General features: G+C 65.3%; 20 protein-coding genes. 7 read left to right on the plus strand and 13 right to left on the minus strand.

The features are described from left to right. Nucleotides 1–38: 38 nt before the first annotated feature. The 5 genes from ACZ1A1_RS05410 to ACZ1A1_RS05430 all read left to right on the plus strand — a co-directional run bounded on the left by ACZ1A1_RS05410 (nucleotide 39) and on the right by ACZ1A1_RS05430 (nucleotide 5,152). Entirely contained in the window at nucleotides 39–1,550 is a 1,512-nt protein-coding gene (locus ACZ1A1_RS05410) for a helicase HerA domain-containing protein (protein WP_463619096.1), read from the plus strand. Nucleotides 1,551–1,771: 221 nt separating this feature from the next. Further along, nucleotides 1,772–2,389 (plus strand): 30S ribosomal protein S4, encoded by a 618-nt coding sequence (gene rpsD, locus ACZ1A1_RS05415; RefSeq protein WP_119258341.1) that lies wholly within the window; start codon nucleotides 1,772–1,774, stop codon nucleotides 2,387–2,389. A 127-nt stretch (nucleotides 2,390–2,516) separates the two neighbouring features. Next, nucleotides 2,517–3,446 carry a glutaminase gene (locus tag ACZ1A1_RS05420; RefSeq protein WP_337183060.1) on the plus strand — a complete coding sequence of 310 codons (930 nt, stop codon included), beginning with the start codon at nucleotides 2,517–2,519 and terminating at the stop codon, nucleotides 3,444–3,446. Between the two features lie 31 nt (nucleotides 3,447–3,477). After that, complete coding sequence (ttcA, locus tag ACZ1A1_RS05425; RefSeq protein WP_463619097.1) at nucleotides 3,478–4,344, plus strand: tRNA 2-thiocytidine(32) synthetase TtcA; 867 nt, start codon at nucleotides 3,478–3,480, stop codon at nucleotides 4,342–4,344. Next, the gene (locus ACZ1A1_RS05430; RefSeq protein WP_463619098.1) at nucleotides 4,334–5,152 is read left to right on the plus strand and encodes an inositol monophosphatase family protein; all 819 of its coding nucleotides are present in this window, start codon (nucleotides 4,334–4,336) and stop codon (nucleotides 5,150–5,152) included. Before ttcA ends, ACZ1A1_RS05430 begins: the two co-directional genes overlap by 11 nt. Nucleotides 5,153–5,315: 163 nt before the next feature. On the opposite strand, the gene ACZ1A1_RS05435 is transcribed toward ACZ1A1_RS05430, so the two are convergent. The 6 genes from ACZ1A1_RS05435 to ACZ1A1_RS05460 all read right to left on the minus strand — a co-directional run bounded on the left by ACZ1A1_RS05435 (nucleotide 5,316) and on the right by ACZ1A1_RS05460 (nucleotide 11,429). Continuing rightward, nucleotides 5,316–6,521: a multidrug effflux MFS transporter gene (locus ACZ1A1_RS05435; RefSeq protein WP_119258337.1), complete on the minus strand. Its 1,206-nt coding sequence runs from the start codon at nucleotides 6,519–6,521 to the stop codon at nucleotides 5,316–5,318. 125 nt (nucleotides 6,522–6,646) lie between these two features. Further along, the gene (grxD, locus tag ACZ1A1_RS05440) at nucleotides 6,647–6,982 is read right to left on the minus strand and encodes a Grx4 family monothiol glutaredoxin (RefSeq protein ID WP_313195087.1); all 336 of its coding nucleotides are present in this window, start codon (nucleotides 6,980–6,982) and stop codon (nucleotides 6,647–6,649) included. Nucleotides 6,983–7,163: 181 nt separating this feature from the next. Further along, nucleotides 7,164–7,409 carry a hypothetical protein gene (locus ACZ1A1_RS05445; protein WP_415212669.1) on the minus strand — a complete coding sequence of 82 codons (246 nt, stop codon included), beginning with the start codon at nucleotides 7,407–7,409 and terminating at the stop codon, nucleotides 7,164–7,166. 7 nt (nucleotides 7,410–7,416) lie between these two features. Beyond that, a complete protein-coding gene (locus ACZ1A1_RS05450; protein WP_313195085.1) occupies nucleotides 7,417–7,650 on the minus strand; it encodes a BolA family transcriptional regulator in 234 nt (77 codons plus the stop codon). Nucleotides 7,651–7,668: 18 nt separating this feature from the next. Continuing rightward, a complete protein-coding gene (purL, locus tag ACZ1A1_RS05455; protein ID WP_463619100.1) occupies nucleotides 7,669–9,906 on the minus strand; it encodes a phosphoribosylformylglycinamidine synthase subunit PurL in 2,238 nt (745 codons plus the stop codon). Nucleotides 9,907–10,010: 104 nt separating this feature from the next. Beyond that, nucleotides 10,011–11,429 (minus strand): aminotransferase-like domain-containing protein, encoded by a 1,419-nt coding sequence (locus ACZ1A1_RS05460; RefSeq protein ID WP_463619101.1) that lies wholly within the window; start codon nucleotides 11,427–11,429, stop codon nucleotides 10,011–10,013. A gap of 95 nt (nucleotides 11,430–11,524) precedes the next feature. Here ACZ1A1_RS05460 and ACZ1A1_RS05465 point away from each other — a divergent pair, with 95 nt between their 5' ends. Next, nucleotides 11,525–11,740, plus strand: a complete 216-nt coding sequence (locus ACZ1A1_RS05465; RefSeq protein ID WP_463619102.1) for a DUF1127 domain-containing protein — start codon at nucleotides 11,525–11,527, stop codon at nucleotides 11,738–11,740. Nucleotides 11,741–11,745: 5 nt separating this feature from the next. Here ACZ1A1_RS05465 and ACZ1A1_RS05470 read toward each other — a convergent pair whose 3' ends face one another. The 5 genes from ACZ1A1_RS05470 to purC all read right to left on the minus strand — a co-directional run bounded on the left by ACZ1A1_RS05470 (nucleotide 11,746) and on the right by purC (nucleotide 14,248). After that, nucleotides 11,746–12,138 (minus strand): hypothetical protein, encoded by a 393-nt coding sequence (locus ACZ1A1_RS05470; RefSeq protein WP_234185634.1) that lies wholly within the window; start codon nucleotides 12,136–12,138, stop codon nucleotides 11,746–11,748. 129 nt (nucleotides 12,139–12,267) lie between these two features. Beyond that, nucleotides 12,268–12,939: a phosphoribosylformylglycinamidine synthase subunit PurQ gene (gene purQ, locus ACZ1A1_RS05475; protein WP_234185633.1), complete on the minus strand. Its 672-nt coding sequence runs from the start codon at nucleotides 12,937–12,939 to the stop codon at nucleotides 12,268–12,270. Beyond that, nucleotides 12,936–13,193 (minus strand): hypothetical protein, encoded by a 258-nt coding sequence (locus ACZ1A1_RS05480; protein ID WP_463619103.1) that lies wholly within the window; start codon nucleotides 13,191–13,193, stop codon nucleotides 12,936–12,938. Before ACZ1A1_RS05480 ends, purQ begins: the two co-directional genes overlap by 4 nt. 19 nt (nucleotides 13,194–13,212) lie before the next feature. Next, a complete protein-coding gene (gene purS / locus ACZ1A1_RS05485; RefSeq protein WP_318911751.1) occupies nucleotides 13,213–13,455 on the minus strand; it encodes a phosphoribosylformylglycinamidine synthase subunit PurS in 243 nt (80 codons plus the stop codon). 28 nt (nucleotides 13,456–13,483) lie between these two features. Further along, nucleotides 13,484–14,248, minus strand: a complete 765-nt coding sequence (purC, locus tag ACZ1A1_RS05490; protein ID WP_064330132.1) for a phosphoribosylaminoimidazolesuccinocarboxamide synthase — start codon at nucleotides 14,246–14,248, stop codon at nucleotides 13,484–13,486. A gap of 214 nt (nucleotides 14,249–14,462) precedes the next feature. Here purC and ACZ1A1_RS05495 point away from each other — a divergent pair, with 214 nt between their 5' ends. Continuing rightward, entirely contained in the window at nucleotides 14,463–14,783 is a 321-nt protein-coding gene (locus tag ACZ1A1_RS05495) for a DUF1476 domain-containing protein (protein WP_313195076.1), read from the plus strand. 118 nt (nucleotides 14,784–14,901) lie between these two features. On the opposite strand, the gene ACZ1A1_RS05500 is transcribed toward ACZ1A1_RS05495, so the two are convergent. Together ACZ1A1_RS05500 and ACZ1A1_RS05505 are read right to left on the minus strand one after the other, a co-directional pair. Beyond that, nucleotides 14,902–17,490, minus strand: a complete 2,589-nt coding sequence (locus ACZ1A1_RS05500) for a sensor domain-containing protein (RefSeq protein WP_463619104.1) — start codon at nucleotides 17,488–17,490, stop codon at nucleotides 14,902–14,904. Nucleotides 17,491–17,579: 89 nt separating this feature from the next. Further along, a complete protein-coding gene (locus ACZ1A1_RS05505) occupies nucleotides 17,580–18,140 on the minus strand; it encodes an RBBP9/YdeN family alpha/beta hydrolase (protein ID WP_313195074.1) in 561 nt (186 codons plus the stop codon). Nucleotides 18,141–18,154 lie beyond the last annotated feature (14 nt).

The raw sequence follows: 18,154 nt of genomic DNA on the forward strand, positions 1-18,154 counted from the left end.
GGCCGGGCGAATCGGATTTTTCAGGAACGAGGAATGGGATGAAGGTCGGCATCGACATGGGAACGGTGCAGGGCGGCGCACCGGCCAGGCTCGATATCGAGGAACTGCTGGCGACGCGCCTGCTCGTGCAGGGGAATTCGGGCTCGGGCAAGTCGCATCTGTTGCGCCGCCTGCTCGAACAGTCCGCGCAATGGGTGCAGCAGGTCATCATCGATCCCGAAGGGGACTTCGTCACGCTCTCCGACCGCTTCGGCCATGTGGTGGTCGATGGCGAGCGCACGGAGGCCGAGCTTGTCGGCATCGCCACCCGTATCCGCCAGCATCGCGTCTCCTGCGTGCTCTCGCTGGAGGGCCTTGAGGCCGACGAGCAGATGCGCGCGGCCGGCATCTTTCTCAATGCGCTGTTCGATGCGGATCGCGACTACTGGTATCCGGTGCTCGTGGTCGTCGACGAGGCGCAGCTTTTCGCCCCCGCCGTCAGCGGCGAGGTCTCGGAAGACGCGCGAAAGCTCTCGCTGGGTGCGATGACGAACCTGATGTGCCGTGGCCGAAAGCGCGGGCTTGCCGGCGTCATTGCCACGCAGCGCCTCGCCAAGCTCGCCAAGAACGTCGCGGCGGAAGCTTCCAACTTCCTGATGGGCCGCACCTTCCTCGACATCGACATGGCGCGCGCCGCCGACCTCCTCGGCCTCGACCGGCGGCAGGCGGAGATGTTCCGTGACCTGCCGCGCGGCTCCTTCGTCGCGCTCGGCCCGGCGCTGTCACGCCGCCCGCTGCCGGTGACGATAGGCGCTGTGGAGACCTCCGCGCGCTCCACCAGCCCCAAGCTGATGCCGCTGCCGGATGCGCCGCAGGATGTCGAAGACCTGATCTTCACGCCCGACCCGGATGAATTCACCCGCCCCGTCGTCCGCCGCGCGCCGCCCGCGCCGCGTCCGACGACGGATATCCTTGCCGAGCTTTCCCGCGCCCGGCCGGATTCGGTGCAGGCGGAGGCGAAAGCCCCAGCGCCGGAGATTTCGGCGGAGGAGCGCGAAAGCCTGCTCGACCAGGCGCTCGCCGAAATCCTCGCCAACCCCGAGGCCGCCTTCCGCGCCGATGCGGAGCTGTTCCAGGATTTCCTCGTGCGCTGCCGCATCCGCCGCGTGCCCGGCGCGCCGCTCTCGTTGCCGGCCTTCCGGCGCAAGATGGCGGTCGCCCGTTCGGGTGTGGATGCCGAGACGGCAGCGACGGAGGTCTGGGCGAGGGCGCTCGATTTGTCCCGCAGCGTCACCGAGGACTTGCAGGGCGTGTTCCTGCTCGTCGCGCAGGCGGCGGTGCGCGGGCTTGCCTGTCCCTCGGATGCGCGGATCGCACGCGCCTACGGCACCCATTCGGCCCGCCGCGCGCGCCGTCTGCTCGGCTATTTCGAGGAGCAGGGGCTGGTGGTCGTGCACAGCGATCTCGCCGGCCACCGCATCGTCGCCTTCCCGGATCTCGGCTGCGAGACGCTGCCGGGCGACGCCAACGGGCCGGACCTTGCGGATTCCCATCAGGACGCCGCGGAATAGACCGATTTTCCGGGCTTTCTGCGTTGACAAAATTGTAAAAGACCCCTAATGACCCCGCCAGCGCCGGGCAGAAATGTCCGGTGTTTCATTTGACATGTCCCGTGGATTCTCCGGTCGCGATCGTGAGAAGCCTGTCGGAACCCGAAAAGGTTCAGAGGAGGGCGTGTTTCCTTCAGCCGGTCCCGCAAGGGAACGGCATAACAAGACCTAGAGGAAATGCGATGAGCAAGCGCGCTGCATCCAAGTACAAAATCGACCGCCGTATGGGCGAGAACATCTGGGGCCGTCCGAAGTCCCCGGTCAACCGCCGCGAATACGGCCCGGGCCAGCACGGCCAGCGCCGCAAGTCCAAGCTTTCGGACTTCGGTGTTCAGCTCCGCGCCAAGCAGAAGCTGAAGGGCTACTATGGCGATATCCGCGAGAAGCAGTTCCGCGCGATCTTCGCCGAAGCCGAACGCCGCAAGGGCGACACCCCGGAGAACCTGATCGGCCTGCTCGAATCGCGCCTCGACGCGATCGTCTACCGCGCCAAGTTCGTTCCGACGGTCTTCGCTGCCCGCCAGTTCGTCAACCACGGCCACGTCAAGGTCAACGGCGTCCGCGTCAACATCGGTTCCTACCGCTGCAAGCCGGGCGACGTCATCGAAGTCAAGGAAAAGTCCAAGCAGCTCGTCACGGTTCTCGAATCCGTCGGCCTGGCTGAACGCGACGTTCCGGACTACATCGAAGCCGACCACAACAAGATGACCGCGACCTTCGTTCGCGTTCCGGTTCTCTCCGACGTTCCCTACGCGGTCGTCATGGAACCGCACCTGGTCGTCGAATTCTACTCGCGTTAATTCGCGAGAGACGCCTTGCGCAATCCGGAAAAGCCGCCAAGAGATTGGCGGCTTTTTCGTTTGGGAAGCAATTCCAGGAAAAGTGTGAAGCGGTTTTCCGTGTGGAATTGCGCAAGAAAGAGACCGCATGACGGACTTGCAGGCCATCGTTGAGGAAATCCATGCGAGCCTCTCGCCGCGCCGCGGCGAGGGCAGGGTGGCCGATTACATTCCGCAGCTTGCCCATGTGGACCCTCAGAAATTCGGCATGGCCGTCGTCACGGTCGATGGCGAAACCTACCTTGCCGGTGATGCGCAAGAGGCCTTCTCCATCCAGAGCATCTCCAAGGTCTTTACCCTGACGCTGGCGCTCGGCAAGCACGGCGAGGGTATCTGGAAGCGTGTCGGGCGCGAGCCTTCCGGCTCGGCCTTCAACTCCATCGTCCAGCTCGAACAGGAAGCCGGCATCCCGCGCAATCCCTTCATCAATGCCGGGGCCATCGCCATCACCGATCTCGTGCTCGCCGGTCACACGCCGAAGGAGGCGATCGGCGAGGTCGTGCGCTTCCTGCGCTATCTGGCGGATGAGGACGATATCATCGTCGACCAGGCCGTGGCGCGCTCGGAGCAGGCGACGGGGTTCCGCAATTTCGCGCTCGCCAATTTCATGCGCTCCTTTGGCAAGCTCGACCATGCGGCCGAACTGGTGCTCGGCGTCTATTTCCATCAATGCGCGCTGGCGATGAGCTGCCGGCAGCTGGCGCGGGCAGGGCTGTTCCTCGCCAACAGCGGCACCAACCCGCTCACCGGCCACCGGGTCGTCTCGCATCTTCGGGCGCGGCGCATCAATGCCCTGATGCTGACCTGCGGCCACTATGACGGCTCGGGCGATTTCGCCTATCGCGTCGGCCTGCCGGGCAAGAGCGGCGTCGGCGGCGGCATCCTCGCCGTCGCGCCCGGAAAGGCCTCCGTCGCTGTCTGGTCGCCGGGCCTCAACGAGAATGGCAATTCGCTGCTCGGCTCGCTGGCGCTGGAAATGCTGGCGGCACGCACCGGCTGGTCGGTCTTCGGGGCTTGATTGTGCCGGCCGTTCGGGGCATTGCAGGCGCATGACCCTTGCCCTTGCCGAAATCGAAGACGATGCACCGGAGGATGGCCGCCATCCGCTCTTTGCCGATGCGCCGTCGAGCGTCTCCTTCAACAAGCTGCGCAAGCGCCTGCTCCGCCAGGTGCGGCAGGCGATGGACGACTTCGCCATGCTCAAGGGCCAGAAGCGCTGGCTCGTCGGCGTTTCCGGCGGCAAGGACAGCTACGGCCTGCTCGCGCTCCTCATGGACCTCCAATGGCGCGGCCTTCTGCCCGTCGAACTGATCGCCTGCAATCTCGACCAGGGCCAGCCGAACTTTCCCAAGCACATCCTGCCGGACTACCTGAAATCCATCGGCGTGAAACACCGTATCGAATATCGCGACACCTATTCCATCGTGAAGGAGAAGGTGCCGACGGGATCGACCTATTGCTCGCTCTGCTCGCGCCTCCGGCGCGGCAACCTCTATCGCATCGCCCGGGAGGAGGGCTGCGACGCGCTGGTGCTCGGCCACCATCGCGAGGATATCCTCGAAACCTTCTTCATGAACTTCTTCCATGGCGGGCGGCTCGCCGCCATGCCGCCGAAGCTTTTGAACGACGAGGGCGACCTGATGGTGCTGCGCCCGCTCGCCTATGCGGCGGAGGACGACCTTGCCAAATTCGCCGCCGCCATGCGGTTCCCCATCATTCCCTGCGACCTCTGCGGCTCGCAGGACGGCCTCCAGCGCAATGCGATGAAGGCGATGCTGGCGGATATCGAGACGCGCATGCCGGGCCGCAAGGACGCCATGCTGCGGGCCCTCGGCCACACCAACCCGTCCCATCTCCTCGATCCGAAGCTTTTCGATTTCTCCTCCCTGGAAACGGTAAGACAAAATGACGATTGACATCAATGCCCTGGCGCTCGTGCTCGCACAGGCGGCCGAGGCCGAAATCCGCCCGCGCTTCCGCGCCCTCGGCAAGGGCGACATCCGCACCAAGGCGGATGCCAACGACCTCGTGACGGAAGCCGACGAGGCGGCCGAGCGCTTCATCAAGCGCGAGGTGACGGCGCAGTTTCCGGGCGTGCTGTTCGTCGGCGAGGAATCGGTCGCGGCCGATCCGGCGCTGCTGGGCAAGCTTGTGGATGCAGAGCTCGCCATCGTCGTCGATCCGATCGACGGCACCTTCAATTTCGCGGCCGGCGTGCCGCTCTTCGGCGTCATGGCGGCGATCGTCTCCGGCGGCGAGACGGTCGGCGGCATCATCTACGATCCGATGGGCGACGATTTCGTGATGGCGGAAAAGGGCGGCGGCGCCTGGCAGACGGGCGATCACCGCCCGGCAGTCCGGCTGAAGACGCGGGGCGCCGCGCCGCTCGAGGCGATGACCGGCATGGCCTCCACCAGCTTCCTCGACCGCGGGCGCCGGGCGCGCATCCTGTCGAACCTCGCCAAAGTCGCCTTCGTCTCCAACTATCGCTGCGCCGCGCACGAATACCGCACCTTCGCGGGCGGCAACCTGCATTACCTCATGTACAACAAGCTGATGCCCTGGGATCACCTCGCCGGCACGCTGATCGCCGAGGAGGCCGGCGCCTATGCCGCCCGCTTCGACGGCTCGGCCTACAGGCCGCATCACGTCGAGGGTGGCCTGCTGCTGGCGCCGGACAGGGAAAGCTGGGAGATGCTTCGCCGCGAGGTCTTCGTCGACTGAGCGGAGCGCATTGAATGAAAAAGCCCGGCTGCATCCGCATCCGGGCCTTTTGTTTGCCTTCAAATCTCGCCTCCCGTCACCCTCAGGCCCGACCATGACGGCGGAGAGGAGGGCGGGCTTGGAGAGCGAAACGGGGCTGGATGCCGCCCCGCCGCCCCGTCTCTCAAACCGGCTTGTTATGCGGCTGGAACAGCTTCCCGTGCTCGGCGATCAGCACGAAGATGAGGCCGATGACCGAGAGGGTGAAGAAGCCGATGACCAGCGGCAGCGAGGTGCCGTTGAAGGACTGGCCGATGATCGCGCCGATCACCGTGCCGCCGGCCGTGCCCATGAAGCCGAGCACGGAGGAGGCCGTGCCGGCGACGTGGCCGAGCGGCTCCATGGCGAGCGAGTTGAAGTTCGAGCCGATCCAGCCGAACTGGAACATCGTCAGCGCGAAGATCACGATGAAGATCGCGAACGGCAGGTGCGTCGGCCAGAGCAGCGTCAGGACGAGCCAGATCGTGTTCACGGTCAGGAAGCCGAGCAGGGCGCCATGCGACAGGCGCCGCATGCCGAAGCGCCCGACGAGCCGCGAATTGACGAAGGACGACAGCGCCATGAAGGCGGCGACGCCGGCGAAGGCGAGCGGGAACCACACGCCGAGCCCGTAGATGCCGACATAGATCTGCTGCGCCGAGTTGATGAAGCCGAAGAGCCCGCCGAAGATGAAGGTGCTCGCCAGCGTGTAGCAGAGCGCCACGCGGTCGGTGAGAACGATGCGGAAGCCGCCGAGTATCGAGCGCGCCGTGAAGGGGCGCACGTCCTCGGGATGCAGCGTCTCCGGCAGGCGGATATACATCCACGTGCCGACGACCACGGTCATGACTGCCATGAAGATGAAGATCAAGTGCCATTCGCCGAACAGCATGACGACCTGGCCCGTGCCCGGCGCCATGACCGGAACGACCATGAAGACCATCATGATGAGCGACATGACCTCCGCCATCGCGCGCCCGCCGAAGACGTCGCGGACGATGGAGACGGTGATGACGCGCGTGGCGGCCGAGCCGATGCCCTGGATGAAGCGTAGCGCCAGCAGCGCGGCGAAGCTCGGCACGAGGATCGCGAAGAGCGACGACACGGCATAGATGGCAAGGCCGAAGAGCATCGGCTTGCGCCGGCCGAAACGGTCGGAGATCGGGCCGTAGAAGAGCTGCGCGCAGGCAAATCCGATCAGGTAGGCCGAGATGACATATTGGCGGTGGTTCTCGTTCTCGACGCCGAGGCTGGCGCCGATCTCCTGGAGACCGGGCAGCATGATGTCGATGGCGAGCGCGTTGAGCGCCATCAGGAGAGCCATCAGCGCGATGAATTCTACCTTGCCCATGCCTTTCAGGCGCTGGGCCGATTCAGGGGAAAGTCCAGACATATCAATTTATTCCATGAAAGAGATAAGGCGCCGCTGGGTGCGGCGCCTTTTGAAAAGCTTGCCGGCGAAAGATCGGAAAAGCGTCAGGCGGCGCCCTTGACGGCGATGCCCTGGCCCTGAAGGTGGGACTGCAACTCGCCCGACTGGAACATCTCGCGCACGATGTCGCAACCGCCGACGAACTCACCCTTCACGTAAAGCTGCGGGATGGTCGGCCAGTTGGAATAGTCCTTGATGCCCTGGCGGATGTCGGCGTCGGCGAGCACGTTGATGCCCTTGTAGTCGACACCCACATAGTCGAGGATCTGCACGACCTGGCCGGAGAACCCACACTGGGGGAATTCCGGCGTGCCCTTCATGAACAGGACGACGTCGTTGGTCTTCACTTCATTGTCGATGAAATCGTGGATGCCGCTCATTTCAATATTCCCTGGCAAATCGGCTTCAAGGGCCGATGCGATGAACCGTTCGCCCTAGATAACAATCTCGTGTGACAATTGCCAGAAGCGCCCCGGAAAAAACGCCGGGGGCTGCCTTACGATTTGCGGGGTGTTGCGCGTTGGCCGCGCCTTCAACCGGCCGGGCGGGGCAGGCTCCGGGCTACCGGTCGCGCTGGGGGCTGCGGCTTGCCGCCGTCCTGCGTCGGCTCACCTGCTTGCGGGCGCGCCGCGCCGGCTTCTTCTCCGGCTTCAGCACGGCTTCGATCACGTCGGCGAGGAGGCCGCCCGAGGCCTTCCTGCGGCGCGTGCGGCGGGTCGAAGCCGACCGCACGCCGGTCTTCTTCAGCACCTCCTTGAGGGCTGCGTCCACCACGCCGCTGACGAGATCCTTGATGAGGTCGGCCACGGCCGGATCAGTCGGGAACGGAGGTCTGGAGGGCGAGGGCGTGCAGGACGCCGCCCATATTGCCCTTCAGGGCGTCGTAGACCATCTGGTGCTGCTGCACGCGGGTCTTGCCGCGGAAGGCTTCCGCGACGACCTCGGCCGCATAGTGGTCGCCGTCGCCGGCAAGATCGCGGATGACAACCTTCGCGCCGGGAATGCCCGTCTTGATCATGTCTTCGATATCGCCGGGTGACATAGCCATGTGTACTGCTCCCTTGTCTTATTCTGCGGCGGCAGCGGCGTTGCCGTTGCCATCCATGAAGTCAGGGAACCACGATTCATGGGTGCTGCGCAATTGTTCAATCGGCAGAGACAGATAGCCATCCACGGCCAAGGCATCGCCGCTTACCGTGCCGAGGCGGCGGAACGGCACGCCCGCGCCTTCCGCATTGGCGCAGATGAACCCCGCGAGATCGGCCGGCACGGCGATGACGTAGCGGGCCTGGTCTTCGCCGAAGAGCAGCGCATGGGCCGGGCCGTTCGCCTCGGAAAGGTCGATCCTGGCGCCCTTGCCGGAGGACATCGCCATTTCCGCGAGCGCGACGGCAAGGCCGCCCGAGGAGATGTCGTGGCAGGCCGTGACCTGGCCGTTGCGGATGGCCGAGCGCACGAAGTCGCCGTTGCGGCGTTCCGCGTAGAGGTCGACTTCCGGAGCCGGGCCGTCGACGATGCCGAGCACGTCGCGGAGATAGACGGACTGGCCGAGATGGCTGCCGTCGACGCCGATGAGGAGGAGGTGGTCGCCGTCCTTCGCGCCGCCGATTCTGGCCATGACGGACCAGTCGGGCAGCAGGCCGACGCCGGCGATGGTCGGGGTCGGCAAGATCGCGATGCCGTTCGTCTCGTTGTAGAGCGACACGTTGCCGGAGACGATCGGGAAGTCGAGAGCGCGGCAGGCTTCGCCGATGCCTTCGATGGCCTTGACGAACTGGCCCATGATCTCGGGCTTTTCCGGGTTGCCGAAGTTCAGATTGTCGGTGGAGGCCAGCGGCTCGGCGCCGGTCGCGGTGATGTTGCGCCAGCATTCGGCGACGGCCTGCTTGCCGCCTTCGAACGGATCGGCCTCGACATAGCGCGGGGTCACGTCGGAGGAGAAGGCGAGCGCCTTGGTGGCATGGCCCTCGACGCGCACGACGCCGGCGTCGCCGCCGGGGATCTGCAGCGAATTGCCCTGGATCAGCGTGTCATACTGCTCATAGACCCAGCGGCGGCTCGACTGGTTCGGCGAGCCGACGAGCTTGAGGAGGGCCTGTCCGTAATCGTTCGGCTCGGCGACGAGATTGGCCGGCAGCGGGGCAGGCTTGCCCGGCTCGCGCCAGGGGCGGTCGTATTCCGGCGCTTCGTCGCCGAGCTGCTTGATCGGCAGGTTCGCGACTTCCTCGCCCTGGTGCAGGATGCGGAAGCGCAGGTCGTCGGTGGTCTTGCCGACGATGGCGAAGTCGAGGCCCCACTTGACGAAGATCGCCTTGGCGACCTCTTCCTTGGCGGGTTCGAGCACCATGAGCATGCGCTCCTGGCTTTCCGACAGCATCATCTCATAGGCGGTCATGCGCTCTTCGCGCACCGGCACGAGATCGAGGTTGAGCTCGATGCCGAGGTCGCCCTTGGCGCCCATCTCGACCGCCGAACAGGTGAGGCCCGCCGCGCCCATGTCCTGGATGGCGATGACGGCACCGGTCTGCATGAGTTCCAGGCAGGCTTCCAGCAGGCACTTTTCGGTGAAGGGGTCGCCGACCTGGACGGTGGGGCGCTTCTCCTCGATGGATTCGTCGAACTCGGCCGAGGCCATGGTCGCGCCGCCGACGCCGTCGCGGCCGGTCTTGGCGCCGAGATAGACGACCGGCAGGCCGACGCCCTTGGCTTCGGACAGGAAGATCGCGTTGGACTTGGCAAGGCCGGCGGCAAAGGCGTTGACGAGGATGTTGCCGTTATAGCGTGCGTCGAATTCCACTTCGCCACCGACGGTCGGCACGCCGAAGGAGTTGCCGTAGCCGCCGACGCCGGCGACGACGCCCGAGACGAGGTGGCGGGTCTTCGGATGGTCCGGTTCGCCGAAGCGCAGCGCGTTCATCGCCGCGACGGGGCGCGCGCCCATGGTGAAGACGTCGCGCAGGATGCCGCCGACGCCCGTCGCCGCACCCTGGTAGGGCTCGATATAGGACGGGTGGTTGTGGCTCTCCATCTTGAAGACCACGCAGTCGCCGTCGTCGATGTCGACCACGCCGGCATTCTCGCCCGGGCCCTGGATGACGCGCGGACCCTTGGTCGGCAGCGTGCGCAGCCAGCGCTTGGAGGACTTGTACGAGCAGTGCTCGTTCCACATGGCCGAGAAGATGCCGAGTTCGGTGAAGGTCGGCTCGCGGCCGATCAGCGAGAGGATGCGGTCGTATTCATCCGGCTTCAGCCCGTGGGCGGCAATCAACTCCGGGGTGATCGGGCGGGTGTTCGAAATGGTCATCGTCGCTCGTCTTGTCGGTGGAGGGCAGGATTGCGGTCTCTTTACCCCATGCTGCTTTGCGGCGCGACAGGAAAATGACCGCCAACCACATGAGAAAGCGGCTTTCAGGCCGGGCTGTCGTAGCCTGTCGGACCATGGGCGAGCAGGCGGCGCAGCCGCGTTAGGCCGGTGACGACGTCCTCGCGGTTCTCCGGCGAGGAAAGGCCGATGCGCACCCGGTAGAAGGTCTTTTCCGTGCGGCCGGCCTTGAACTCGTCCTCGTCGTCGATGAGGATATCCTCATCGAAAGCCGCCTGCCGGAAGGTGCCGGCGAGCCAGGGATCGGGCAGCTTCAGCCAGAGGAACGGCACGCGCGGGTGCGAGTTGAAATCGAGCCCGGCGAAGATGTCCCGCGCATGGGCCTCGCGGGCGCCGACCTCCTCGGCCACCCTGCCGCGGATCGTCTCCGCCATGCCGCTCAGCACCAGCCGCGCGCCGAGCTCGGCAAGGAGATAGGGCAGGCCGCCGCTCACCATCTTGTGGGCGATGCGCACGCGCTGGGCAAGATGCGGCGGGCAGGCGATCCAGCCGCCGCGCACCCCGGCCGCGACGCTCTTCGACAGGCCGCCGACGAGGAAAGTGCGGTCCGGTGCGATTTCCGCCAGCAGCGGAATGCCGGTGTCCGCCGTCGCGCCGTAGAGATTGTCCTCCACGAGGAAGACATTGTGCCGCCTGGCAATGGCGGCAATGGCGCGGCGGCGCTCCTCCGGCATGGTGGCGAGGGTCGGGTTCTGTGCCGAAGACATCAGGAAGGCGAGCTTGGGATGCTGCTGCAGGCAGACACGCTCGAAATCCTCGGGAATGACACCCTCGGTATCCGACTCGACGAGCGCGGTCTGACGACCGAGGAGGGCGGTGCCGCGGCTGATCTGCGAATAGGTGACATGCTCGAAGGCGATGCGGTCGCCGGGCGCGGTGATGACCGAAACCGCCGCGATGACCGCCGCATGCGCGCCCAGCGTCGGCACGATGCTGTCGAGGCTCGGCTGCCAGTCGCCCTGTCTCAGCCAGCGCCGGCCGGCTTCCAGCCAGTGCTGCGGGAAGTTGCGGGTGTAGCTGGCGATCTCGTTCGGCTGCTCGCGGCAGATGGCGGAAAGGATATCGGTGATGACGGCAGATTGGCCGACATCCGTCGCAGCCGTCGTGTCGAAGCGCAGCTTGCCCGGCGGGGCATTGGCGGCGCGCGTGCCGGAAAGCCGTGCGCTGACCGTATCGACCGTCGCCGGTTCGTCCTCCGCGCCCGTGCCGAGCACATAGGTTCCCCGCCCGACCTCGCCGCTGACGAGGCCGCGCTCGCGCACCATGCTGTAGGCGCGGCTGACCGTGCCGATCGTCACGCCGATGTCATAGGCAAGGTTCCGTTGCGGCGGCAGCTTGCTGCCGGAAGCAAGCGCCCCGGTGTTGATCGCCTGCTCGATCTGGTCGGCGATGCGGACATAGAGCGGCCCGTCGGAGGCCTGGAGATCGGGTAGCCAATTTGTCATGGTGGCAATTCTTATATTGCACCGTTTTATGAGTCAATTCATCTCTGTCTTTGCCGATTGTCACTATTTCCGGTGACGTTTCAGGAGATTCGGTGATGGCAATTGAGACATTTTACGCCGGCACGGAGGCGAGGTCGCGCGGCTCGTTCCACCCAATCCTTCGCCGCGCATGGCGGCGCTATCGGGCATGGCGCATCAAGCGGCACACGCGTTATGCACTGCTGGAGCTGACGGACGAGCAACTGCGCGATGTCGGACTCACCCGCAGCGAGGCCCGGCGCGAGGCCGGAAAGTCTTATTTCTGGGATTGATCGCGTCAGCAGCCCTTGCCGCCGCCGGCCCAGCGCCTGACGTCGGTCGCGATGCGCGGACCGACGGCCTCGCCCATCAGCGGGCCGAATGCGTCGAGCTTGGCGGGGCTGCCTTCCGCCTGCACGACGAGCAGCGGACGGGATTCCGGCGAATTGCGGTGGACGACGAGGATGCGCGGGCGCCCGGAGAAGGAATTCAGCTCCGGCGCGAGGCGATAGGCCTTGAAGGCCGGATCGCCCGACTTGAACCAGCAGCCGTTCGCGCCGAGCGCGACCCGCTCCATCATCGGAAGGGCGCGATTGTCGGCCTTCGGCGCCGGGGGCTTCGCCTGGCAGCCGACCAGGGCCGCAGCGGCGACGAGCGGCAGGAGGAGCTTGGCGGAGAGGAGAGGGCGCATGGAAGACCTTTCGGGAGCGAACATGCGCCCTTGATAGCAAGGGCCGGTTAAGAGAGGCTGACGAAACCGTGCGGAGCCGACGGATCGGTGCTTTCGGCGCCCTCGTCCGGCAGGCTTCGTCCGGTTGCCTCAGGCAGCGATGACGTCGAGGACCGATGCGAAGAGACCGCGGCCGTCGGAACCGCCATGGGCGGCTTCGATGAGGTTTTCCGGATGCGGCATCAGGCCGAGGACGTTGCCCTTTTCGTTCATCACGCCGGCAATGTCGTTGATCGAGCCGTTCGGGTTGGTGCCTTCGGCATAGCGGAAGACGACCTGGCCATTGCCTTCGATGGCCGCCAGCGTCCCGGCGTCGGCGAAATAGTTGCCGTCGTGGTGGGCGACCGGGCAGCGGATGATCTGGCCCTTGTCATAGGCGCGGGTGAAGTCGGTCTCGGCATTCGCCACTTCCAGCTTCACTTCGCGGCAGACGAATTTCAGCGAGGCGTTGCGCATCAGCGCGCCCGGCAGGAGGCCCGCTTCGAGCAGGATCTGGAAGCCGTTGCACACGCCCAGCACCTTCACGCCGGCCTCGGCCTTCGCCTTGATCGCCTGCATGACGGGCATGCGGGCGGCAATCGCGCCGCAGCGAAGATAGTCGCCGTAGGAGAAGCCGCCTGGAATGACGATCAGGTCGACATCCGGCAGGTCCGTTTCGGTCTGCCAGACGGTCACCGGCGCCTTGCCGGAAATCTTGGTCAGCGCCGCGATCATGTCGCGGTCGCGGTTGAGGCCGGGAAGTTGGACGACGGCGGACTTCATGGGTGTGGTTCAAACCTTGCCTGGGCCTCGGCGAGTTCACGCAGTTCGAGGCGGTTTTCGATACGGTCGAGGCGTGTCAATACTTGGGCCATGCTGCCATGCAGGTTATTGATGTCGCCTTGCATGACATGCATGTGATTTCGCAGGCTCACGATGTCCTGCCGCATATCCCGCTGCCCGTCCTTGATCGTGGCGAGATCGGACTGGATACGCTTCATGAGTTCGAACATCAGTTCCTGCGAAATGTCCGTCATTACCGTCTCCCTTCAACCGTCAGGCGAGGGCGATAGTATAGTTCTCGATTACCGTGTTGGCCAGCAGCTTGTCGCACATGGCCTTGAGGTCGGCTTCGGCCTTGGCGCGGTCGGCGGTCTGGAGCTCCAGGTCGAAGACCTTGCCCTGGCGGACCTGGCCGACGCCGTCGAAGCCGAGGCTGCCGAGGGCGCCTTCGATGGCCTTGCCCTGCGGGTCGAGAACACCGTTCTTGAGCGTAACCGTTACGCGTGCCTTGATCATGTCTTTCGTTCCATCCTTGGGAGACGTGTTACTTCACCAGAACCGGTCCGGTACCGCGCACGGGCTCGTTCTCGTTGATGATGCCGAGGCGGCGGGCCACTTCCTGGTAGGCTTCCACGAGGCCGCCCATGTCGCGGCGGAAGCGGTCCTTGTCCATCTTCTCCTGGGTGGCGATGTCCCAGAGGCGGCAGCTGTCGGGCGAAATCTCGTCGGCGATGATGATGCGCATCATGTCGCCCTCGTAGAGGCGGCCGCACTCGATCTTGAAGTCGACGAGCTGGATGCCGACGCCGAGGAAGAGGCCGGAGAGGAAGTCGTTGACGCGGATGGCGAGCGCCATGATGTCGTCGAGTTCCTGGGGGCTCGCCCAGCCGAAGGCGGTGATGTGCTCCTCGGAGACCATCGGGTCTTCGAGCGCATCGGCCTTGAAATAGAATTCGATGATCGAGCGCGGCAGGACGGTGCCTTCCTCGATGCCGAGGCGCTTGGAGAGCGAGCCGGCGGCGACGTTGCGCACGACCACCTCGAGCGGAATGATCTCGACTTCCTTGATCAGCTGCTCGCGCATGTTGAGGCGGCGAATGAAATGGGTGGGAATGCCCATCTTGTTCAGCTGCGTGAAGATGTACTCGGAGATCCGATTGTTGAGCACACCCTTCCCGTCGATGACATCGTGTTTCTTCTTGTTGAAGGCGGTCGCATCGTCCTTGAAGAACTGGATCAGCGTGCCCGGCTCGGGACCCTCATAGAGAATCTTGGCCTTGCCCTCGTAGATACGGCGGCGACGGTTCATGGATTTTTCTCTTTGTTGGCGCGATTGGGCCGCGCAGGTGTCTTTCTTTCGGGCTCCCATAAACGAAATGCCCGGGTTTCACAATCGCCGAGACGCCCGATCCCCCGTTTTCCGGCCTTTGCCGGGGGATGCGGACGCTCCCCTTGTATATCGGCCGGGGTTTTGATTTATGGTCGTTGAGCCTCACGGGTCAGAAAATCTACGGGAGACACATATGAGCAGCATGCAGGATCGGGAAAAGGCCTTCGAGGCCAAGTTTGCACTGGACGAGGAACTACGCTTCAAGGCCGAGGCCCGCCGCAACAAGCTGGTCGGCCTGTGGGCCGCCGGCCTGCTCGGCAAGACCGGCGAAGCGGCGGAAGCCTATGCGAAGGAAGTCGTGGCCGCGGACTTCGAGGAAGTCGGCCACGAGGATGTCGTGCGCAAGGTCAAGGCCGATTTCGATGCGGCCGGCGTTGCCCGCACCGAAGATGAAATCCGCGTGCAGATGATCGAGCTTCTGGCGGTCGCCATTTCGCAGCTCGAAGCGAACTGACCGGCGCTCGCGCGTTTTCGAAAGCCGCCCGGCATGCCGGGCGGCTTTTGTCGTTTCTAGGAGCATTGCCAGCAAAAGTGCGAAGCGGTTTCGCGATTCGGGGAAAAGCGGAAATGCCCTAGCAGGTGACGGCGCGGCGGACTTCGTTCTGCAGGTCGCGTGCGGAGCCGGCATTCGCGCGCCATTCCTGCCGTTCCACGAAGGCGGGGATCGCCGATGCCGGCATCGGGCGGGCAAGCGCGTAGCCCTGCAGGATATCGCAGCCGAGGTCGCGCATGACGGCGACATGGGCGGGCGTCTCGACGCCTTCGGCGACCACCTCGATATTCAGCGAGCGGCCGATCTCGACGATGGTGCCGACGAGCTTGCGCTGGCCGGGCGAGCGCGCGACCGGCTTGACGAGCTGCCGGTCGATCTTCAGCCGCCGCGGGCTCAGCTTCATCAGGCTGATGATGGAGGCATGGCCCGTGCCGAAGTCGTCGATCTCGATATCGATGCCGAGCCTGCGCATCTCGGCGAGGTTTTCCAGCACCGTGCGGTCGCAGTCGTCGAGGAAGATCGATTCCAGAAGCTCGAAGGACAGCGATTTCGGCAGGATGTCCAGCGTCTGCAGCGAGCGGGCGAGCTCCGGGTCGTGCAGGCGCTTCGAGGAAACGTTCGCCGAGATCTTGCCGATGCCGAGCCCCATGGACTGCCATCCGGCGAAATCGGCGAGCGACCGTTCCAGCACGATGCGGTCGATCATCGCCACGCAGTCGAGGTCCTCGGCGATCTTCAGGAAGGTGTCCGGCGTGAGGATGCCGCGTGTCGGATGATCCCAGCGGGCCAGCGTCTCGACGCCGATCATGTCCAGCGTACGGGCCGAGAATTGCGGCTGGTACCAGGGCAGGAAGCGGCGCTGCTCGATGCCGGAGAGGATATCGTCCGCCGTCTGCTTGTTGACGATGATCTGCGCCTGGAAATCGCTGGTGAAGAATTCGTGCCGGCTGCGGCCGCGGTTCTTGGCGCGATAGAGCGCAAGGTCGGCATTGACGAGGAGCTGCTTGGCGTCGATGGCCGCGCCCGACTGGCTGGCGATGCCGACGCTGGCGCCGAAGCGACAGATATGGCCGTTGAAGGTGACGGGCTTGCGCATCGCCTCCACGATCGCCTCGGCAAGCGTCGCGAGGTTCCGCCCGGACGAGGCGCTGGAAAGGAAGACGAATTCGTCGCCACCGATCCGCGCGACGAAATCGCCGTCTCCCTTCAGCTCGCCCAGCACCTTCGCGGCGTGTATGAGCATCTCGTCGCCGGCAAGGTGGCCGAGCGTGTCGTTGATTTCCTTGAAGCGGTCGAGGTCGATATGCAGCACGGCAAGCCGGCTGCCGGATCCACGCGCGGCCTCCGCCGCCTCCTCGATGGCCGCATCCAGGTAGCGCCGGTTCGGAAGCCCGGTCAGGTGGTCGTGCAGGGCGGTGTATTCGATGCGCGCCCGGGCCGCTTCCAGCTCGTCGTTGCGGGCTTCGGCAAGCTCCTTGGCGTGCTTCAGTTCCTCCTGCAGCAGCACGTCGTCGGTCACATCCCAGTTCGCGCCGATGAGGCGCGGGACGCCGGTGCCGTCGAGATAGGGCGCGGCCCGCCCGCGCAGGTGCCGGATCTCGCCGTCGCCGCGGATGATGCGGAATTCGTTGGAGAAATCCCGGCTGTTGAAGATGCCGTCGCGCACCTTGGCGGAGGCCTTGCGCTTGTCCTCGGGATGCACCGCGCGTTCCCAGGTGGTGCCGTCCGCCGCCTCGGTGAGGCCGTACATCTCGATCATCCGGTCGTCCCAGCGCACCTCGCCCGTGCGCAGGTTGACCTCGAACACGCCGATGCGCGAGACGTCGAGCGCCAGTTCCAGCCGGCGGGACATCTGGGCGAGGCGCTCCTCCGCCTCCTTGCGCTCGGTGATGTCCGTGTCGGTGCCGGCAATGCGGCTCGGCTTGCCGTCGCCATCGTATTCGACGACCGCGCCGCGGCTTTCGATCCAGACCCAGCGTCCGTCCTTGTGCCTCTCGCGATAGCTGAAGACGTTGAACGGTGCTTCGCCGCTCTCCTGCCTCGCGATCTGCGCGAGCACATGGGCCCGGTCGTCGGGATGGACGGACTCGATCCACGAATCGAGGCTCGCCTCGACCGGATCGTCCGGCTGAAGGCCGCGGATCGCGCGCCACTGGCGGGAATAGAAGAGGTCGCCGCGGGCGAAATCATGGTCCCAGACGCCTTGGCCGGCGGATTCGAGGGCATGGTTCCAGCGGCTTTCCCGCTCGGCCAGTTCCAGCGCGTTGCGCTTGCGCTCGTCGATATCGACGATCTGGACGATCAGGGCCGGCGGAACGTCCTCACCCGGAACGGCGGGCGGCGCGATGAAGGAGACCAGAACCCAGAATTCCGAGCCGTCCGCGCGCTGGAGGCGGATTTCCCACGGCGACTGCTCGGCCACCGGCGCCCGCATGGCGAGCGGCAGGATGGCACGGTCCTTGGGCGAGACGACGGCCTCGAAGGACGTGGGCATGGCGGAAGAGGCAATGCCGAGGGCTTCGAGCAGCACGGCATTGGCATCGACGATGCGGCCTTCATTATCGAGCGCGGCGAAGCCGAAACCGGAACGGGAGAATAGGCGGCGATAGAACGATTCGTGCTCCGCTTCTCGCACGGCAATGGAGGTCGAACCGGAAGGGTTGGCCATGAAACGCGGCGCCTGCAATGAACTCAACAGCCGCAGCGTGCAGGATTTCTATGAAATTCCTCTTAATGACGAAACGACGGCCCGGCCGGTCAGGCCGGCGCCTTGAGGCGGCTGAGGAACTGGGCGAAGACCATCGTTCCCTCCGGCCAGGGGCCGTGGCCGGACTCCGTGTTGATATGGCCGGATTCGCCGGCGTCGAGCAGCAGCGAGCCCCAGGCGGCGGCAATGTCGTCGGCATGCTCGTAGGTGCCGAACGGATCGTTGCGGCTGGCGACGACGAGCGAGGGGAAGGGCAGCGGATCGCGCGGATAGGGCCCGAAGCTCATGAAGTGCTTCGGCCGGATATCGGGATTGGCGACATCGGGCGGCGCAACGAGGAAGGCGCCGGCGACCTTGTCGCCGAGATGCGGCACGGCATGGATGGCGCTGGCGACACCGAGCGAATGGGCGACGATGACGACGGGCTTCGTGGCCGCCGCGACGTCCTCGACCACGCGCTGCACCCAATCCTCGCGCACGGGCTTTGCCCATTCGGCCTGTTCCACGCGGCGCGCCGTCGAGAGCTTCGACTGCCAGCGGCTCTGCCAGTGGTCGGGGCCGGAATTGCTGTATCCGGGGATGATGAGGATATCTGCTTCCGAGACTTTCATGCGCCCGGATGTGC

It is taken from the genome of Shinella sp. R2-11 (assembly GCF_055330205.1).